Annotated in this window: 18 protein-coding genes; 3 read left to right on the forward strand and 15 right to left on the reverse strand. The window is 71.4% G+C overall.

All coding sequences use genetic code 11. The features are described 5' to 3' along the window. Positions 1–304 precede the first annotated feature (304 nt). Together VKT83_00110 and VKT83_00115 are read left to right on the forward strand one after the other, a co-directional pair. Positions 305–1,033: a hypothetical protein gene (locus tag VKT83_00110; GenBank protein ID HLY20849.1), complete on the forward strand. Its 729-nt coding sequence runs from the start codon at positions 305–307 to the stop codon at positions 1,031–1,033. Next, positions 1,017–1,208: a hypothetical protein gene (locus tag VKT83_00115; protein ID HLY20850.1), complete on the forward strand. Its 192-nt coding sequence runs from the start codon at positions 1,017–1,019 to the stop codon at positions 1,206–1,208. The genes VKT83_00110 and VKT83_00115 overlap by 17 nt, the downstream gene beginning before the upstream one ends. A 238-nt stretch (positions 1,209–1,446) precedes the next feature. Here the strand turns inward: VKT83_00115 and VKT83_00120 are convergent, their stop codons facing one another. After that, positions 1,447–2,154 carry a hypothetical protein gene (locus VKT83_00120; GenBank protein ID HLY20851.1) on the reverse strand — a complete coding sequence of 236 codons (708 nt, stop codon included), beginning with the start codon at positions 2,152–2,154 and terminating at the stop codon, positions 1,447–1,449. Between the two features lie 168 nt (positions 2,155–2,322). On the opposite strand from VKT83_00120, the gene VKT83_00125 reads away from it, so the two are divergent. Then, positions 2,323–3,063, forward strand: coding sequence for a DUF92 domain-containing protein (locus VKT83_00125; protein HLY20852.1), 741 nt, complete (start codon positions 2,323–2,325; stop codon positions 3,061–3,063). A 10-nt stretch (positions 3,064–3,073) separates the two neighbouring features. On the opposite strand, the gene VKT83_00130 is transcribed toward VKT83_00125, so the two are convergent. The 14 genes from VKT83_00130 to VKT83_00195 form a co-directional block, all read right to left on the reverse strand. Then, positions 3,074–3,586, reverse strand: a complete 513-nt coding sequence (locus VKT83_00130) for a GNAT family N-acetyltransferase (protein HLY20853.1) — start codon at positions 3,584–3,586, stop codon at positions 3,074–3,076. Between the two features lie 215 nt (positions 3,587–3,801). Beyond that, positions 3,802–4,215, reverse strand: coding sequence for a hypothetical protein (locus VKT83_00135; protein HLY20854.1), 414 nt, complete (start codon positions 4,213–4,215; stop codon positions 3,802–3,804). A 134-nt stretch (positions 4,216–4,349) separates the two neighbouring features. Beyond that, positions 4,350–4,958, reverse strand: coding sequence for an HAD family hydrolase (locus VKT83_00140; GenBank protein HLY20855.1), 609 nt, complete (start codon positions 4,956–4,958; stop codon positions 4,350–4,352). Further along, positions 4,955–5,704 carry a nucleotidyltransferase family protein gene (locus VKT83_00145; GenBank protein HLY20856.1) on the reverse strand — a complete coding sequence of 250 codons (750 nt, stop codon included), beginning with the start codon at positions 5,702–5,704 and terminating at the stop codon, positions 4,955–4,957. Before VKT83_00145 ends, VKT83_00140 begins: the two co-directional genes overlap by 4 nt. A gap of 1 nt (position 5,705) precedes the next feature. Then, positions 5,706–7,301 carry a bifunctional phosphoribosylaminoimidazolecarboxamide formyltransferase/IMP cyclohydrolase gene (gene purH, locus VKT83_00150; GenBank protein HLY20857.1) on the reverse strand — a complete coding sequence of 532 codons (1,596 nt, stop codon included), beginning with the start codon at positions 7,299–7,301 and terminating at the stop codon, positions 5,706–5,708. Next, a complete protein-coding gene (gene purN, locus VKT83_00155; GenBank protein HLY20858.1) occupies positions 7,298–8,056 on the reverse strand; it encodes a phosphoribosylglycinamide formyltransferase in 759 nt (252 codons plus the stop codon). Before purN ends, purH begins: the two co-directional genes overlap by 4 nt. Continuing rightward, positions 8,049–9,104, reverse strand: coding sequence for a phosphoribosylformylglycinamidine cyclo-ligase (gene purM / locus VKT83_00160; protein ID HLY20859.1), 1,056 nt, complete (start codon positions 9,102–9,104; stop codon positions 8,049–8,051). Before purM ends, purN begins: the two co-directional genes overlap by 8 nt. Positions 9,105–9,111: 7 nt before the next feature. Beyond that, positions 9,112–10,551 (reverse strand): amidophosphoribosyltransferase, encoded by a 1,440-nt coding sequence (gene purF, locus VKT83_00165; GenBank protein ID HLY20860.1) that lies wholly within the window; start codon positions 10,549–10,551, stop codon positions 9,112–9,114. 7 nt (positions 10,552–10,558) lie between these two features. Continuing rightward, a complete protein-coding gene (gene purL / locus VKT83_00170; protein HLY20861.1) occupies positions 10,559–12,796 on the reverse strand; it encodes a phosphoribosylformylglycinamidine synthase subunit PurL in 2,238 nt (745 codons plus the stop codon). Further along, the gene (purQ, locus tag VKT83_00175; protein HLY20862.1) at positions 12,796–13,569 is read right to left on the reverse strand and encodes a phosphoribosylformylglycinamidine synthase subunit PurQ; all 774 of its coding nucleotides are present in this window, start codon (positions 13,567–13,569) and stop codon (positions 12,796–12,798) included. The genes purL and purQ overlap by 1 nt, the downstream gene beginning before the upstream one ends. A 10-nt stretch (positions 13,570–13,579) precedes the next feature. Next, positions 13,580–13,897, reverse strand: coding sequence for a phosphoribosylformylglycinamidine synthase subunit PurS (gene purS, locus VKT83_00180; GenBank protein ID HLY20863.1), 318 nt, complete (start codon positions 13,895–13,897; stop codon positions 13,580–13,582). Continuing rightward, positions 13,894–14,817, reverse strand: coding sequence for a phosphoribosylaminoimidazolesuccinocarboxamide synthase (locus VKT83_00185; protein HLY20864.1), 924 nt, complete (start codon positions 14,815–14,817; stop codon positions 13,894–13,896). The genes purS and VKT83_00185 overlap by 4 nt, the downstream gene beginning before the upstream one ends. Beyond that, positions 14,810–16,186, reverse strand: a complete 1,377-nt coding sequence (gene purB, locus VKT83_00190; protein ID HLY20865.1) for an adenylosuccinate lyase — start codon at positions 16,184–16,186, stop codon at positions 14,810–14,812. The genes VKT83_00185 and purB overlap by 8 nt, the downstream gene beginning before the upstream one ends. Beyond that, positions 16,183–17,469 carry an adenylosuccinate synthase gene (locus VKT83_00195; GenBank protein ID HLY20866.1) on the reverse strand — a complete coding sequence of 429 codons (1,287 nt, stop codon included), beginning with the start codon at positions 17,467–17,469 and terminating at the stop codon, positions 16,183–16,185. Before VKT83_00195 ends, purB begins: the two co-directional genes overlap by 4 nt. Between the last annotated feature and the right edge of the window lies 1 nt (position 17,470).

Here is a 17,470-nt window from a genome sequence, read left to right on the forward strand (position 1 = left end):
GGATCCGTCGGGTGCCGCGCACCAGGCTCTGGTGAATCTGCATGGGGCCAGTATAGCCATGGCCCAGCGGTTGATAGCGCCGAGTCCGTCGCGACACCCTTCAACGAGGGTCTTTCGGATCTATCTGAACCTGTACAGGCGGCGAAGTGCCTCAAAATTATCGACACCGAAGCGAACACTGTTGCCTCAAAATGCCGGTCACCGGCGCCCAGGAGGTAACGTGGGTCCCCTCAGCGTCCGCGAATACGCCGCATCCCTTCGTCCTGGCTATCGTCTGGCATCACGCCCTGACAAGAGTCGCCTCTTGGACGAGTTCTGCCGGGTCACTCAACGGGATCGCAAGGTGGCGATCCGGCTGTTGCGGCACCCGCCGAAGCCAGCGCGCCGTCGGGCCGGCCGCCCGCAAGAGTATCGGAACACCTTGCGGCCGGCCTTGGAGATGGTGTGGGAAGCCAGCGATTATCTCTGCTCCAAGCGCTTGGCACCCTTTCTCCCGGAATTCATCGAGACGCTGGAGCGGCACGATGAGGTGACCCTCTCGGCTGACGAGCGCCGGGCCCTCCTGCGGATCAGTCCCGCCACTATCGATCGACTCTTGGGACCCGTCCGCCGGCAGCATCGACGGCACGGCATCGCCACGACCAGCCCCAGCCTCGCCGCGCTGCGGGCCCAAGTGCCGCTGCGCACGTTCGGGGAATGGCGCAATGTGCCGCCCGGCCATCTGCAGGCCGATCTACTGGCGCATTGTGGGGACAGCGGGCACGACTTCTTCCTCACCTCGCTGCTCGCTATCGACGTCGCCACTGGCTGGACCGAGCTGCGGGCCGTGTGGGGCAAGGGCCACAAGCGCGTCGGGAGCGCCGTGCATCTCGTCCGCCAGGCGCTCCCCATGCCCTTGCTCAGTCTCCACACCGACAATGGCAGCGAGTTCCTTAACCATATCCTCATCCCGTGGTGTCGCAACGAGCACATCGCCCATTCGCAAGTTGGTCTCCAAGGAGCGCCACGGCGCCCGCGTGGTCAAGCGATTTGATCGTGCGCAGACGCCCTACCGCCGCGTGCTGGCCAGCGGCGTTCTCACCCCAGAGCGCAGTGCCACGCTCACCGCCCAGTATCAGCGGTTCAATCCCCTCCGGGTGCGCGCGGATCTGCAAACCCGCCTCGACGCCCTCTGGAAACTCGCCGATGGGGGGAGGACCGGCTCATGAGCCTCGTGAGGGACCCACGGCCACGCGTCCGCGTGCCCCGGCCGCGGGCAAGGCGAGGACAAGGGCCTCAAGGACCGACGCTGGGTGACCCCCATTTTGAGGCATCACCCCGTCCTTCGGTGACTAGGAATTATGAGGCAACACGGGCGGCGGAGGATCAACTTTCGCGTCGGAAAGCGTCGCGGCGCCGGAAGTATTCGTCCCGGCGCCGCGGCTGACAAACGTGCCTGTCGTTTTGCTATCGGCCGTGGCCCGCCCCGTCACCGTGGCCGCCGCCGTTCCCGCCCGTGCCCGCATCTAACCCGTGCGCGCTGGCGCCTTCGAGAGTTCCGGTGCCACCGTGCGCGCCGCCGCTCCCGCCGTGCGCTGCCCCGGCGCCGGTCGCGTGGCCCGAGGATGTCGCGTTACCCGGTCCGCCTCCGGCTCCCGACGATTTGTTGCCGCCGTGCGTCGTCGTCGACGCCGCGCCCGCGGTACTCCCGCCGGTCGGATGCGCGCTTCCGCGCGCCGCGCTCGAGACGAGACTGCCCACGGTCATGCCCGCGGCCGTCAACGCCGCCGCGTGCGCGCCACCCCAGTGGGCCACCGCCGAAACGAACGCACCATGGTTCGTGATCGAGAGCGTTCCGGTCAGCGTCGTGGGATTCAGGATCGTCGTGCAACCGGCCTGGCAGGCTGCGAATCCAGGCATTGATGTCACGGTGGTCTGCCCGGTCACCGGGTTGAGCGTGCCGGTGGCGAATGTCTGGCCGGCGACGGTCATCGTCCAGTTGTCGCCCGACCAGGACGTCGACCCCGTGACGCCGCCAAGCGTCATCGTCCCGGGCGGCGTGCCGGGACCGAACCCGATCTCCAAGTTAGATGCGTGCGCGGTCGAGAGCGAGTAAATGCCCCCCACCACCGCGAGCGAAACGACCAGGAGCGCGGCGAGAACCGGCCGGCGCATCGCGCAATCACCTCCTGCATTCTACGATTCTCGAGCGTGAACTTTGGGTGGTAAGTTTCTCCAACCGATGTTGTACCCTACGTGCACTCCGCTTAAGCCTCGGGCCGAACGCCGCGCGGCCGTGGGTGTTCGCCAAGGACCGCCGCCGCCGCGCTCGAAAACGCCCGCATGGAGTTGGCGGTACGAATCGTCGCCGGCGGAGCGCTCAGCGCGGGCATCGCGGCCGCCGCGTACCGGCGCAAGGCGCTCACCCGCTCAGGTGCATGGGCCGCCGCGCTCACGGGCGTCGTGCTCGTCCTCGCCGGCTGGCGGTGGCTCGTTCTCGTCGGCGCGTTCTTTATCACATCTTCCATCCTGACGCGACTCGAAGCACCCGGCTCCCGCGGGCGGCGCTCAAACGATCGCCGAGGCCGCCGGTGGCGGCAGGTCGCCGCGAACAGCGGAATCGCCCTGGTCAGCGCGGTGGTCTATGCCGCCACCGGATGGCCGCGCGGCTTCGGCGTTGCCGCGGGCGCGATCGCCGCCGCGACCGCGGACACCTGGGCCACGGAAATCGGCCGCTGGAGCCGCACGCCGCCGCGGCTCATCACGACGGGCCGAGTGACCGCGCCGGGCGCCTCGGGCGGGGTCACTCCGCTGGGTACGCTCGCGTCCGTCGGAGGAGCGCTGTTCATCGCCGCCGTCGCATTCGCGCTGGATGGGACTCCTGGCGGCGATCGACTCGGAATGGGAGCGCGTCTTGGCGGGACGGGATGGGTCGCGATCGCCGGCATCACCGGCTCACTGTTTGACAGCGTGCTCGGCGCAACGATCGAAGGCCGCGGACGCTGGCTCGACAACGATACGGTGAACGTCGCCGCGACCGCGTGGGGCGCGGCGATCATGCTTTACGCGGCGGGCCTGCCTTGACTCGACGCGATCATTGCTCCAGCCAACGGTACATGTACACGGTCGGCTCGAGGGTTCCCGCCGCGCTCAGCGCATAGCGCGGGATCACACCGGCGCGGGTGTACCCGAGCCCGAGATACAGTTGTTCGGCGGAGTCGCCGACCCGCGTGTCGAGGACCAGAAGACTCCGGCCGGCCCGTCGCGCGGCGTCTTCGAGCGCGAGCATCAACGCGCGACCGATACCCCGGCGCCGGGCTGAACGGCGTACCATGAGCTTCATCACCTCGGCGCGGTGGCCGGCGTTGGGCATCGTGGGGAGATCGAGCTGCACCGAGCCGAGCACCTCGCCTCCCTCGACGGCCGCGAGCAGAATCCGATTGCCCCCGAGGAGCGTCGAGCGGACGCCATCCCAGTACGCGCGCGAGGCTGAGCCGGCAAGGGGCGGCACGAAGCCGACCGACGCGCCGCCGTCGACGGAATCTTGGAGAAGTGTCGCAAACGAAGCGACGTGCTCGGCCAGTTGGTCCGCGGTCAACGTGCGGATCTCGTACACGCGCACACCCCGGCAGGCGATGCCTTTAGAGATCCGGCCGCAGCGGGCCGCCGGAAATTAAGAGGCCGACCCCTCTCGGAATCGGCTCCTGACACGCCCCTGGACTTTCGGCCTGGTCAGCAATGTCTCACGCATTATACCACCGACCGGCGTGCTGTCAAACGCGGCCCCGCCGATGGGCCGGTACCCCGGGGGGCAGGATAAGTTTAACCGGGAAATGCGCGCACGTCGGGCTCGAGCCACGCTTCGCACGCCGCGTCGCTCCAGAGATGGGCCGGCGAGTAATGCTTCAGCGGCAGCGTCTTATCGAGTAGATGCGGCCGGGCGGCGAGCAGATCTTCGAAGCTCGCGGCCTCGGGTGTCTCGGCAATGGCAAGCCCCAGGATCCGGACCCAGACGCGGCTCAGAGTCTCGTGATACCGTCTGCCGACGCCGTTGTGCTCCGCGTACCGCCGGATGCTTTGTCCCACGCGAATGGCGGCGGTCTCCGGGCCGGACTCGAGAATGTAGATCCAGGCCAGTCGAAGGTGGTCGCGGTGGTGGAACGCATCGTTTGGGATCTCGCAGCGTTCGAACGACCGCCGAAATTGCTCGTCGGTCGGCATGATGCGACCGTCCATTCGGACCACCCCCGAGCGCGTTTGGGCCAAAAAAATTAGCGCCGACTCCCTGCGGAGTCGGCACTCAGCATTGCCCCTATGGACTCGCCTGGTCGGCTTTTGCTAAAGTGAGTATACCATAGATCCGCCGAATGTCAATTGGGCGTATGGTGTCCCGGATCGACCTGAGGCAGGGCGCCGGTTGCGGCCGGCGTCGTGAGAATCCAGTCCGCGGCCGCGGCCAGATCCGCCGCGACGTGGTCCGCACCGGAGACATCGGAGGCGCCGGTCTCGCCGGCCACCCGCAGGAGCACCGTACGGCACCCCGCCCGCCGGCCCGCCTCGATGTCCGACGCCGCATCTCCCACCATCACGGAGGCCTCCAGGTCCAGGCCGAGATCGGCCGCCGCCCGCAGCAGCAGACCTGCCCGCGGCTTGCGACAATCGCACGCGGCGCGATAGGCGGCCACGGTCCCGTCGGGATGGTGCGGACAGTAATAGATCGCATCGAGCGGGGCGCCGCGCGAGCGAAGCAGCGATTCAAGCGTCGCGTGAATTTCCCGCAGCCCTTCTTCCGTCACCATTCCGCGCGCCACGACCGATTGGTTGGTGACCACCACGACGGCCCATCCGGCGCCGCGAAGGCGGCGCAGCGACTCCGCCACCCCGGGCAGAACCTCGATCTGCGAAGGGGAGGTCAGATGGTTGACGTCTCGGATGAGCACGCCGTCGCGATCGACGAAGACCGCGCGACGTCCGCTCATGGAGTGGACGGCGCGGGCCCGCCCGCGCCGCGGCGCGCTCCGTCCATCGCCCGAAGGGCGCGGTCCGCCTCGGCCAGACGCTCGAGGGTGCCGCAATCGTAGAACGCCTCGACGCGGAACGTCCGCACCCGCTCCCCGCGGTCGATCATGCGCTGCACGATATCGGTCAGCCACACCTCGCCGTCCCGGCCGCGCGCGCCCGCCGCCGCCGTCTCATCGAGGGCCTCCCGCAACCGGCGGCCTTCCGGGAAGACGAACGTCCCCGCCACCGCGTCGTGACTCGGCGGCTCCGCGGGCTTTTCCCACAGACGCCGCACCCACCCGTCCCGATCCGTCTCGACGATACCGTAACTCCGGCCGTCTTCAACCCGGGCGACGGCGATCGCCGCGAAGTCACCGCGGCATGCCGGCGCGAGGTCGCCGCGCAGGATCGTGTCGCCGAAGGCCACGAGCAGCGGACCGTCGAGGTACTCGCGCGCCGCCCGGACCGCGTCTCCGTTGCCGCCGAGCGAAGACTGGACGACGACGCGAGGTCTCGGCGCGGGGCGGGTGTCCAGGTAGGCGGCAATCTGGTCTCCCAGATGGCCCACCACGACGATGACGTCGCGGATGCCGATCCGCGCGAGCGAATCGAGAATGTGCGCGAGGATCGGGCGGCCGGCGACGTCCAGCAGCGGCTTGGGGCGGGTGAGGGTCAGCGGCTCGAGCCGCCGGCCGCGGCCGGCGGCGAGCACGATCGCTCTCACGTCAATGGCGGAAGTGGCGGATTCCGGTCGTCACCATCGCCATGCCGGCGGCCTCCGCCGTGGCGATGACTTCGGGGTCGCGCTTCGAACCGCCCGGTTGCATGACCGCGGTGATCCCGGCGGCCGCGGCGGCCTCCACGCCGTCGGCGAACGGAAAGAACGCCTCCGAGGTCATGCAGGCGCCGCGGGCCCGGTCGCCCGCCACCCGGCCGGCGATCCGCACCGATTCCACGCGGTTGGGCTGGCCGGCGCCGACGCCCACCACCTGCCGGTCGCGCGCGAAGACGATCGCGTTCGACCGGACGTGCCGGCAGACCGTCCACGCGAACCGCAGGTCCCTCCACTCGGCATCGGTGGGCGCGCGGGACGTGACCGTCCTCAGGTCCGCTTCCACGAGATCAAGGGCGTCGCGATCCTGAACCAGCAGCCCTCCCCGCACGCGCCGCCAGTCGACGCCGCCGGTGGGGCCGGCCGGGCCGAGCGCACCCGTCTCGAGCAGGCGCACGGCCTTCTTCCTAGCGAGCAGCGCCGCCGCGTCCTCGGCAAACCCCGGCGCGATCACGGCTTCGAGAAACGTCTCGTTGATCGCATCCGCCGCGGCGCGATCGACCGGGCGGTTGAGCGCGACGATGCCGCCGAACGCGGAGACCGGGTCGCCGTCCCGCGCGCGAAGGTAGGCGTCGCGCAGCGTTCCGGCAATCGCCACCCCGCACGGGATCCCGTGCTTCACGACGACCGCGGCGGTCTCGCCGAACTCGCGCACCAGCTCGAGGGCCGCGTCGAGGTCGTAGATATTATTGTAGGAAAGCTCCTTGCCGGCGATCTGCCGCGCCCCGGCCACACCCGGCGCTAAGGCGTCTGCGCCGCCGCCCTCGCGGTAAAAGGCTCCGCGCTGGTGCGGGTTCTCGCCGTACCGGAGATCCTGGACTTTCTCGAACGCAAGGCTCAACCGCGCCGGGAACGGCCGATCGGCCTCGGCGGGCGCGGCGCCGGCCGCCTGCCGGCCGGCAGCCGTGGAATCAACGCCGAGCCAGCCCCCGATCGTCCGGTCGTAGACGGCCGTGCGCGCGAAGGCTTCCTGGGCAAGCCGCCGCCGCATCTCCGGCGCCACGGTCCCGGTGCGCCGTATCTCATCCAACGCCGGAGCGTACTGCGCCGGGTCGCTCAGCACGACGACGTCGTGAAAATTCTTGGCGGCCGCACGCAAAAGTGTGACGCCGCCGATGTCGATCTCCTCGATCAACGTCCGTTCGTCGGACCCGCGCGCGAGCGCCGCCTCGAACGGATACAGCGTCACCGCGACGAGATCGATCGGACGGATCCCGTGCCGCGCCAGTTCCGCCGTATGCCGCGCGTCGCCCCGCACCGCGAGCAGCCCGCCGTGGACCGAGGGATGCAGCGTCTTGACGCGCCCGCCCAGGATCTCCGGGAATCCCGTCACGGTATCGAGCGCGGTCACCGGCACCGCGGCCTCGCGAAGCGCAGCCGCGGTGCCGCCGGTCGAGATGATCTCGCAGCCGGTCCCGACGAGCCCCCGCGCCAGGTCGACGACGCCGGTCTTGTCTGCGACGCTGAGCAGCGCGCGCGCGATCGTCACGGCTTCGCACGCAGATGGACGCGCGTCTCGGGCCCCGCCGCCGTGTCCTGAGGCGCCGCGGGCGCGTTCGTGCGGGGCGGCGATCCCGCGGCGGCGGGAAGCACGAGCACGCGGTTGCCTTCGATGCGCAGCCGCCCCTCCGCGAACAGCCGCACCGCGAGCGGAAAGGCCCGCAGTTCCTCGCGGCGCACCCGCGCCGAGAGCGTGGCCGGTGTGTCATCGTCCTCGACCGGAACCGGCGCCTGCACGATGATGGGTCCCGCGTCCGCGTCGCGCGTCACGAAATGGACCGTACACCCGCTGACCCGCGCCCCCGAGGCCAGCACGGTCTCGTGGACGCGGTCGCCGTACATCCCCTTTCCGCCGAACGCCGGCAGCAGCGCCGGATGAATGTTCATCAGGCGGCCGGCAAACGCGTCGACGAATCCCGGGGTGAGAATTCGCAAAAAGCCCGCGAGGCAGACGAGATCTACCCCGGCGCCGTCCAGCGTCGTTCGCAGCGCCGTCTCGAACGCCGCCCGGCTCGGGAAGCTCCGGTGGTCCAGCGTCTCCGCGGGAATCCCGGCCGCGCGCGCCCGCTCGAGCGCGAACGCGCCCGGCACGTTGCTGATCACGACGACGATCTCCGCCGGCATCTCGCCGGCGCGGCAGGCGTCGATGAGGGCCTGCAGTATCGTCCCCGTGCCGGACACGAGCACGCCGACGCGAAGCGGCGACCCCGTCCGGCCCAGGCCCTCCGGCCGCCTCTCAGGCACGTATCTCCACCCCGCGCGTCCCGGACACGATCTCGCCGACCGCCCAGGCGCGCTCGCCCGCGCTCTCCAAGAGCCGCACCGCGGCCGCCGACGAGCCGCGCGGTACGACGAGCAGCAGTCCCAGCCCCATGTTGAACGTCCGAAACATCTCCTCGTCCGCGATCCGGCCGCGGCGCTGGATCACCGTGAACACCGGCGGCACCGGCCAGCGGCTGCGCGTCAACACCGCGTGGCAGCCGTCCGGCAGCACGCGCACGAGATTGCCCGGCAGCCCGCCGCCGGTCACGTGGGCGATGCCGTGAAGCGCCACGCGCCGGCGCAGCCCCAGCACGGACCGCGCGTACGGCCGGTGCGGGCGCAGCAGCGCTTCCTCGACCGTCTCGCCGAGCCCGGGAAGCTTCCGCGCAAGCGCGCGGCGCACCGCGTCCCGCGGACCGCGCGGCAGCAGGACGGCGCGCGCGAGCGTGTAGCCGTTCGTGTGCAGGCCGTCGCTCGCGAGGCCGACGACCGCGTCCCCGGGCCGGATCTCCGCGCCGGTAATGATCTCGCCGCGCTCGACCGCGCCGACGGTACAGCCGACGATGTCCAGTTCGCCGCGGGCGTAGACGCCCGGCATCTCCGCGGTCTCGCCGCCGAGGAGCGTGATCCCTTGGGCCGCGCAGGCCTCCGCGATGCCCTCGATGGCCCCGGAGACGACCGCGGGATCGAGACTGGACGATGCGACGTAGTCGAGCATGAACAGCGGCGCCGCCCCCTGGCACACCACGTCGTTCGCGCCGTGCGCCACGATGTCGGCGCCCGCCCGCGCCGGGCGGCCGGCCCACAGCGCCACGCGCGTCTTGGTGCCGACGCCGTCGATCGAGCTCACGATGACCGGATCGCGGTACCCGGTGAGACGGAACAGACCGCCGAACTCCCCGCCGGTTCCGAGCGTACCCTCGCGGTGCGTCGCCCGGATCCTCGCCCGCACCCCGGCGAGGATCTCTTCCTTGGCCGCGATGTCGACGCCCGTCTCGCGGTAGGTGAGCGAGCGGGACGACGCCGGCATGGCCCGCCTAGACGCCGGGCGTGCCGGCGGCCGCGGTCCGCGACTCCAGCGCGAACCGGCCGGCCACCGCCTCGGTGGGCGTCTCCGTCGGGTACGCGCCGGTCAGGCACGCGAGACACAGGTGCGGCCGCGGCAGGCCGAGCCCTTCGACCAGTCCCTCGACGCTCAGGTAGCCGAGGCTGTCGGCCTCGATCTCCCGCCGGATCTCCTCGACGGACAGCCGCGAGGCGATGAGCTCGCCCCGGTTGCTCGTGTCGATGCCGTAGAAGCAGGCGTGGCGGATCGGCGGCGAGGAGATGCGCACGTGCACCTCGCGCGCCCCAACCTGGCGCAGGAGGCGCACGATCTGCCGGCTGGTCGTGCCCCGCACGATCGAGTCGTCGACCAGCACGATGCGGCGGCCTGCCACGACCTCGCGTACGGCGTTCAGCTTCACCCGCACGCCGAAGTCGCGCATCGACGGATCGGGCTGGATGAACGTCCGCCCGATGTACTTGTTCTTGATCAACCCGACCTCGTGCGGCACGCCCATCGTCTCGGCGAAGCCCATCGCCGACGACGTGCCGGAATCCGGCACCGCGATGACCGCGTCGGCCGACGCCGGATGCTCGCGGGCCAGCACCCGCCCCATCCGCCGGCGCACATGGTGCACGTTCTGGGACTCGAGGACGCTGTCGGGCCGGGCGAAGTAGATGTATTCGAACACGCACGACGCCCGCCGGTCCGGCGCCAGCACCTGGACGGACCGGAGGCCGTCGGGGCCGGCGAGCAGCAGCTCGCCCGGCGCGACGTCCGCGACCTGCTCGGCGCCGACGTGGTCGAAGGCGCAGCTCTCCGAGGCGAAGACGACGTCGTTCCCGAGACGGCCCATCGCCAGCGGCCTGATGCCGTGCGCGTCGCGAAACGCCATCAGCGTGTCGCCGACGAGCGCCACGGCGGTGTACGCGCCGAGAATGCGCTCCATGCAGTAGGCGATCGCCTCTTCGAGCGAGCGCGCGGGCGCGGTCGCGATGAGCTTGGTCATGACCTCCGTGTCGGACGTCGCGTGGAACTGGCAGCCGGCGTCCTCGAGTCCGGCCCGCAGCATCGGCGCGTTGACCAGGTTGCCGTTGTGGGCCAGCGCGAGCGTCCCCCACGGCGTCTCTTCAATGAAGGGCTGCGCGTTCGCGAGATGCGCGCCGCCCATCGTCGAGTACCGCACGTGCCCGATGCCGACGCCGCCGGGAAGCCGGGCCAGGCGCTCGGGCGTGAAGACCTGCGCCACGAGCCCCATGTCCTTGACGAGGTGCGTGTGCGAGCCGTCCCAGGTCGCGATGCCGGCGCTCTCCTGGCCGCGGTGCTGCAGCGCGTACAGGCCGAGGTGCACGTACGGGGCGGCCGCGGCCTGGGTGCGGATCCCGAAGACCCCGCACTCTTCGCGCAGCTTGTCCCACGGTGTCGTCATCATCGGGGCTTCACGACTCCTCCGAGATCGAGTCCCACGCCTGCAGGAGCGTCGTCACGGGCACGTCGAGCCACGGCCGGCCCTCCGGGGCGTCGTCGGCGGCCACGACGAGACGATCGCCGCCCACGGTGCCGACGACCTGCACCGGCACGGCCAGCCGCCGGGCGAGGTTGAGCAGATCGGGCATCCGGCCGGCCCGGACCGACCCGACGACGCGGCCGATCGCTTCGCCAAACAGCGCGGCGTCCGCCCGGCCGGCACCTCGCACCGCGACGCGCGCGCCGAGCCGCGCCGCCGCGGAGCACTCCGCGAGCGCGACCGCGAGACCGCCTTCGGCGCAGTCGTGCGCGGATGCGAGCAGACCTTCCGCCACCGCCTCCCGCACGCACCGGATCGTTCGCGCTACCGCGAGGAGATCGGGCTCCCGCAGCCGGCCGGCGACCCGGCCGTGCACCGCCTCGAGATACTCGGAGCCGTCCAGCGCCGGTATGCCCTCGCCCAGCAGGACGATCACGTCGCCGTCCCCGGTCCACCCCGGCGTCGCGTGCCGGCGCACGTCTTCCATACGCCCGAGCATCGCCACGACCGGCGTCGGGTAGATGCCCTCGCCTGCCTCGTTATAGAAGCTCACGTTGCCGCCCACGACCGGAACCTCGAGCGCCTCGCAGGCCCGCGCGATGCCGTCGACGGCCTGGGTAAACGTCCAGAACACCTCGGGACGCTCCGGGCTCGCGAAGTTGAGGCAGTCCGTGACGGCGGCCGGCGCCGCCCCGGCGCAGGCGAGATTCTGGGCGGCTTCGAGCACGGCGAGCATGCCGCCGAGGTAGGGATCGAGGTAACAGTACCGGCCGTTGCCGTCCACGGCAAGGGCCAGCCCGCGCGGCGGCGCGTCCTTGAGGCGCAGCACCGCGGCGTCGGCGCCGGGGGCGACGACCGTGTTGGTCTGAATCATGTGGTCGTACTGCCGGAAGATCCAGCGCGCGCTCGCGGTGCCCGGCCGGCGCAGGAGGGCGAGCAGCGCGCCGACGGGATCATGCGCCGGCAGCGCGGCGAGGTCCAGGTGCCGTGCCTCCGCCAGATAGGCCGGCGGCACGCCGGCGGGCGCGTACACCGGCGCGTCGGTCAGATGCCGCGGATCGAGGTGGACGATCGTCCGCTCGCCGTCGCGCACGGTCAGCACCGGCTCGGCCACGACGCGGCCGATCACGACCGCGGGCAATTCCCACCGCTGCGCCACCCGGAGCACCTCGTCCTCGCGTCCGGCCTGCACCACCAGCAGCATCCGCTCCTGGGATTCGGAGAGCAGCACTTCCTCGGGGGTCATGCCGTCTTCCCGGCGGGGCACGAGACGCAGGTCCACGTCCATCCCGACCTCGCCGCGCGCGGACATCTCGGACAAGGCACAGGTCAGTCCGGCGGCGCCCATATCTTGCAGGGCGACCACGGCGCCGGTCGCCAGCGCCTCGAGGGTCGCCTCGATCAGCAATTTGCCGGTGAACGGATCCCCCATCTGCACGGCCGAACGGTCCGTCGGGTTGCCGGCGAGCTCGGCCGACGCGAACGCGGCGCCCTGCATCCCGTCCCGGCCCGTCCGCGCGCCGAGGTACACGACCGCGTTGCCGGGCCCCGCCGCGCGCGAGGTGGCGAGCCCATCGGCGGGCGCGAGCCCGAGGCACGCGACGTTGACGAGCGGATTGGCCCGGTAGCACGGCGCGCAGCGGACTTCTCCGCCGACCGTCGGTACGCCGATGCTGTTGCCGTACGCGGCGATCCCGGCCACCACGCCGCGGGCCAGCGGCGCCACCGCCGGCTCGTCGAGCGGGCCGAACCGCAGGGAGTCGAGCAGTGCGACCGGACGCGCGCCCATCGCCAGCACGTCGCGGATGATCCCGCCGACGCCGGTCGCGGCGCCGTGGAACGGCGCGACCGCGCTCGGATGGTTGTGGCTCTCCATCTTGAACACCGCGGCCAGGCCGCCGCCGGCATCGACCGCCCCGGCATTTTCGCCCGGACCGCGGAGCACCCCGCGTCCCTTCGTCGGCAGCCGCCGGAGCGCGGTCCGCGAATGCTTGTAGGCGCAGTGCTCGCTCCACATCACGCCGAACATGCCGAGCTCCGCCGGACTGGGATCGCGGCCGAGCCGCCGGCACACCTCGGCGTACTCGTCGGGACGCAGCGCGCCGAGCGGGCGCTCCGGCGGACGGGCGGGCGACCCGACCCTGTCCGGGGCGGGGCGAACGGCGGCCATCAGGAGCGGGCCTCCCTGGAGGCGCCGGCCTGAGCGGCGGAGCCGGCCGGCCGGGCGGGTGCCACGGCCTCCCGGGCCGGTCGCGCCGCGATCCACCGCGCGAGCGATTCGAAGATGCGCCGGCCGTCCGCGCTCCCGACAATCGCCTCGCTCGCACGCTCCGGGTGCGGCATCAGACCCAGCACCGTGCCGGAGACGCTCGCCACGCCGGCGATGTTGTCCATCGCGCCGTTGGGGTTCGCCACGGGCGTGACGTGCCCGGCCGCGTCGCAGTACCGGAACGCGATCTGCCGCTCCAGGGTGAGCCGGGCCAGCTCCCGGTCGGTGACGTAGTAGCGGCCTTCTCCGTGGGCGATCGGAAGGCACAGCACGTCGCCCTCCTGCATCGCGCAGGTAAACGGCGTGTCGGTCCGCTCTACGCGGATCCGCACCTGCCGGCACCGGAACTCCCCCGCGGCGTTCAGCAGCAGCGCCCCCGGCAAGAGGCGCATCTCGACGAGCGTCTGGAATCCGTTGCAGATGCCGAGGACCGGCCCGCCGGCCGCCGCGTAGCCGCGCAGCGCGCGCATCACCGGCGAGGTCGCCGCGATCGCGCCCGCCCGCAGGTAGTCGCCGTAGGAGAATCCGCCGGGCAGGATCACCGCGTCCAGCCCGTCGAGCGACGTCTCCTGGTGCCACACGTACCGCGCGTCCAGCCCGAGCACGTCGCGAAGCGCGTGATGCGTATCCGCGTCGCAGTTGCTGCCCGGAAAGACGACGATGCCGATTGTCACGCCGGCCTCCTCACTCGACGTCGTACCGGAAATCTTCGATCAGCGGATTCGCCAAGAGGCCTTCGCACATCGCCCGGATGCGCGCCTCCAGATCCGGCGCGTCCGGCATCTCGATCTCGTAGTAGCGGCCCGCGCGCAGCGCCGCGACCCCGGCGTAGCCGAGCGCGTCCAGACCTTTCTTGATCGCCTGGCCTTGCGCGTCGAGCACGCCCGGCTTCAACTGCACCGTCACGCGGACGGTCCGGAGCCGCGCCGCGGTTTCGCCCCCCGGCGCCGCGGGGCGGGACGGCCGCGCGGACGGGGTCGCCGCCGATGCGCCGGCCGTCATCGGCGTTCCTCCAGCGCGCGGCCGGTGATGCGCCGGTAGACGTCGAGGTAGCGGCCGCGCGCCGCGTCGACGACCTCGTCCGGGAGCGCCGGCGCCGGCGGCTGCTTGTTCCAGCCCGTGCTCTCCAGGTAGTCGCGCACGACCTGCTTGTCGTAGCTCTCGGTCGATCCCGAGACCGCGTACGTGCGGGCGTCCCAGAACCGCGACGAATCCGGCGTGACGGCCTCGTCGATCAGCACGATCTCCTCGCCACGGAGGCCGAACTCGAATTTGGTATCGACGAGAATGAAGCCCGCCGCCTCCGCGACGGCCGCGGCTTCGCGGTACAGCGCGATGCTTGCCGCCTCGAGCCGCCCCGCGAGCAAGGGACCGAGCCGGGTCGCCATCTCGGCGCCCGTAATGTTCTCGTCGTGGCCCTGGTCGTTCTTGGTCGCCGGGGTGAAGATCGGCTGGGGCAGCCGGCTGCCCTGCGTGAGGCCCGCCGGCAGCGCGAACCCGCACGCGCGTCCCGTCTCGCGGTACTCCTTCCACGCCGAGCCGGCGAGGTAGCCGCGGACGACGCACTCGAAGTCGATCCGCCGGCAGCGCTCCACCAGCATCGCGCGCCCGGCCAGAATCTCGCGCTGTGAGCGCGCCGCGGGCGGGAACGCCTCCGGATCCATCGTGATGTAGTGGTTGGGGACGACCCCGCGGAGCCGCTCGAACCAGAAGGCCGAGAGACCGGTGAGCACGCGGCCGCGGTCCGGGATTCCGGTCGGCAGCACGCAGTCGAACGCCGACAGACGGTCCGTTGCCACGATCAAGAGGCGCGGCCCCGCCTCGTAGATGTCGCGCACCTTGCCGCGGCCGACGAGGGGGAGATCGAGATTCGTCTCCGTCACTGCCGCCGGCCGGACCCCGCCGCGTGCCGTGCTATCCATGCCGCCTGCCTCCTTCGACTCGATCGAGTGGTGGCGCCGCGGATCCCGCATCCCCCGGCGAGGACAGGCCGGGCGGTCCCGGCTCCAGTCCCGCGCGGACGAAAATCTCGTCGATGTGGCCGAGGGCCGGCGCCGGATCGAAGCAGGCCGCGAGCTCCGCGTCCGAGAGCGCGCCCGAGGCGCGGATGAGATCGCGGAAGTTGCCGCCGCCGTCCCAGGCCTGCATCGCCGCGGTCTGCACGATCTTGTAGGCCGCGTCGCGGCCGAGCCCCTTGCCGAGCAGCGCGAGCAGCACGCGGTGGGAGAAAACGAGCCCGCCCGTACGCTCCATGTTCGCGCGCATGTGGTCGGGGTAGACCCGGAGTCCCTCGATGACCCCCGTGAGCTTGCGCGTCATGTACTCGACGACGGTGGTCGCGTCCGGCACGATCACGCGCTCCACGGACGAGTGCGTGATGTCACGCTCGCCCCAGAGCGCGATGTCCTCGAACGCCGACACCGCGCCGCCCCGGACGACGCGCGCGAGCCCCGCGATCTGTTCGCAGGTCACGGGATTGCGCTTGTGCGGCATCGCCGACGATCCGGTCTGCCCCGAGCGGAACGGCTCCTCGACTTCGCGGATCTCGGTGCGCTGCAGTGTGCGGATCTCCGTCGCGATCTTCTCGATCGTCCCGGCGACGACGGCCAACTGCGCGAGGTACTCGGCGTGGCGGTTCCGCTGCAGCACCTGCGAAGAGATCGGCGCGGCGCGCAGCCCCAGGTGCTCGCAGACGTACGCCTCCACCGACGGCGGGGTGTGCGCGAACGTCCCGACCTCGCCGGACAGCTTGCCGACGGCGATCACCTCGCGCGCCCGGCGGATCCGATCGAGCGCGCGGCCGATGTCCGTGTACCACAGCGCGACCTTGAGCCCGAACGTGATCGGCTCCGCCTGAATGCCGTGGGTCCGGCCGGCCATCACGGTGCGCTTGTGGGTGCGCGCCAGCACGGCGAGCGCCTGATGCAGCCGCGCGAGGGCTCCCGTAATCAGATCGGCGGCGCGGACCATCAGCGCCGAGAGCGCCGTATCGACGACGTCCGAGGACCCGAGCCCGCGGTGCAGGTACCGCGCGTCGTCTCCGACCGTCTCGCCGACCACGCGTAGAAATGCCACCACGTCGTGCCGGGTGATCTTCTCCTCCATCTCGTCGATCCGCGCGACGCTCGGCACGTGGGCCCGGACCCGCAGGCGCGCGGGCACGTCGGCCGGGATCTCCCCGAGCCGCGCCTGCGCCTCCGCGGCGAGCAATTCGATCTCGAGCCACGTCGCGAACTTCGTCTCCGGGCTCCACAGCGCGGCCATCTCGGGCGAGGTGTAGCGCGGAATCACTGAAAGCCCTCCAGGCCGAAGATGACGTCCGATCGCTCGGGCCCCACGCCGATCATCGCGATCGGCACCCCGACGATTTCCTCGATCCGGCGCAGAAACGTACGCGCTTCGACGGGCAGGTCGGTGAGCCGGCGCGCGCCGTGCGTCGGGCAGCGCCAGCCGGGCAGGTCCTCGTACACCGGCTCCGCCTTCGCCATCAACGCGGTGTGGGGCACCGTATGGAGCGTCCGGTCGCCGAGGCGGTACGCGACGCCGAGCCGGACCGTCTCGAACGTGTCGAAGATGTCGAGCTTCATCACGGCGAGGTGCGTGAACCCCGCGACCTCCGCGGCGAACCGCGCCGCCACCCCGTCGAACCAGCCGCACCGCCGGGGCCGGCGCGTCGTCGCGCCGTATTCCTGACCCAGCTCCCGCATCCGGTCGCCGGTCTCGTCGGCGAGCTCGGTCGGCATCGGACCGGCGCCCACCGCGGTCGTGTAGGCCTTGGCGACGCCGAGCACGCGTGTGATCCGCGCCGGCGGAATCCCGGCCCCCGCGCTCGCGCCGCCCGGCAGCGTGGTGGACGAGGTCACAAACGGGTAGAGCCCCCAGTCGAGATCGCGCATCACCCCGAGCTGGCCCTCGAGCAGCACGACGCGGTTCGCGCGCAGCGCTTCCTGCACGAGCGGATGGGTGTTCGTGATGTAGGGCTTGAGGCGCGCGGCCCACCGCGCGCACGCCGCGATCAAGGTACCGGGCTCGATCGCCTCGTGGCCGTAGACGCCGCGCAGCAGCGCGCTCTTCCGCGCGGCGATGAACTGCAGCTGCTCCGCGAGATGCGCCTCCTCGGCGAGATCGCCCAGCCGGATGCCGATCCGCGCGGCCTTGTCGCTGTACACCGGCCAGATCCCCTGCTTGGTCGTCCCGTGCGGCCGGCCGCCTCGCGCCGCCTCCTCGAGCTCGTCCGTGACGATGTGGTGCGGCAGCACGAGGTGCGCCCGCTCGTCGAGCCACAGCCGCCCGACGGTGGCGACCCCCACGCGCTCGACCTCCGCGATCTCGGAGAGCAGCACGTCGGCGTTCACGACGACGCCGGGGCCGATCACGCACTGCGCGGCCGGATGAAAGATGCCGGACGGCAGCAGGTGCAGCCGGAACGTCCCGTGCTGGTTCTGGATCGTGTGGCCGGCGTTGTTGCCGCCGTTGTAGCGGATGACCACCTCGGCGTGGTTGGCGAGGGTATCGACGACCTTGCCCTTGCCCTCGTCGCCCCACTGCGCGCCGACGATCGCGGTCACCGGCATC

The organism is bacterium (assembly GCA_035308905.1).
In the GTDB taxonomy this organism is placed as follows: Bacteria; Sysuimicrobiota; Sysuimicrobiia; order Sysuimicrobiales; family Segetimicrobiaceae; genus DASSJF01.

Bases quoted from the DNA above. Each gene is read 5' to 3' on its own strand.
- VKT83_00185 (HLY20864.1), bottom strand. From the start codon at position 14,817: ATGGATAGCACGGCACGCGGCGGGGTCCGGCCGGCGGCAGTGACGGAG.
- VKT83_00120 (HLY20851.1), bottom strand. From the start codon at position 2,154: ATGCGCCGGCCGGTTCTCGCCGCGCTCCTGGTCGTTTCGCTCGCGGTG.
- VKT83_00125 (HLY20852.1), top strand. From the start codon at position 2,323: ATGGAGTTGGCGGTACGAATCGTCGCCGGCGGAGCGCTCAGCGCGGGC.
- VKT83_00195 (HLY20866.1), bottom strand. From the start codon at position 17,469: ATGCCGGTGACCGCGATCGTCGGCGCGCAGTGGGGCGACGAGGGCAAG.
- purL (HLY20861.1), bottom strand. From the start codon at position 12,796: ATGGCCGCCGTTCGCCCCGCCCCGGACAGGGTCGGGTCGCCCGCCCGT.
- VKT83_00135 (HLY20854.1), bottom strand. From the start codon at position 4,215: ATGGACGGTCGCATCATGCCGACCGACGAGCAATTTCGGCGGTCGTTC.
- purM (HLY20859.1), bottom strand. From the start codon at position 9,104: ATGCCGGCGTCGTCCCGCTCGCTCACCTACCGCGAGACGGGCGTCGAC.
- VKT83_00140 (HLY20855.1), bottom strand. From the start codon at position 4,958: ATGAGCGGACGTCGCGCGGTCTTCGTCGATCGCGACGGCGTGCTCATC.
- purS (HLY20863.1), bottom strand. From the start codon at position 13,897: ATGACGGCCGGCGCATCGGCGGCGACCCCGTCCGCGCGGCCGTCCCGC.
- purF (HLY20860.1), bottom strand. From the start codon at position 10,551: ATGATGACGACACCGTGGGACAAGCTGCGCGAAGAGTGCGGGGTCTTC.